This is a genomic window from Arthrobacter sp. TJ-170, from assembly GCF_058269305.1.
This window is the reverse complement of record NZ_JBZCNL010000022.1, coordinates 1-518: the sequence shown is the minus strand read 5'-3', so window position 1 is coordinate 518 and position 518 is coordinate 1. Positions and strand designations below refer to the sequence as shown.

Annotated in this window: 1 pseudogene; it reads right to left on the bottom strand. The window is 63.7% G+C overall.

Going from position 1 to position 518, the window contains the following annotated elements:
* A pseudogene (locus AC4D1W_RS16990) lies at positions 1-518 on the bottom strand (pyruvate dehydrogenase (acetyl-transferring), homodimeric type); the annotation flags it as partial.

Sequence of the window (518 nt, the reverse complement as noted above, 5' to 3'; positions counted from 1 at the left end):
AGGGCGTGGCCTTCCTTGGACTTCTCCTGCCGGAACCCGTCCAGGTCCTCTTCGGTGAGCCGGCCTTCCAAATATGCCCGCGCGTACATCCCCGGGGAGGCGTGGCCCTGGAAGAACACCTGATCCCCGCCGGAAGGGTGGTCCTTGCCCTTGAAGAAGTGGTTGAAACCCACCTCATACAGGGTCGCCGCACCGGCATAGGTGGAGATATGGCCGCCGACGCCGATCTCGGGGCGCTGCGCCCGGTGCACCATGACCGCCGCGTTCCACCGCATCCATGCACGGTACTTGCGCTCGATCTCCTCATCGCCCGGGAACTCAGGCTCCTCATCAACCGGGATGGTGTTCACATAGTCAGTGGTGACCACGCTCGGCAAACCAACCGACCGGCCACCGGCACGGGCAAGCAGACGTCCCAAAACCTCACGGGCACGCTCAGAACCACGCACGTCAACCAGCTGATCAAAGGACTCAACCCACTCAGCCGTTTCCTCCGGATCCGTGTCCCCACCGGTACC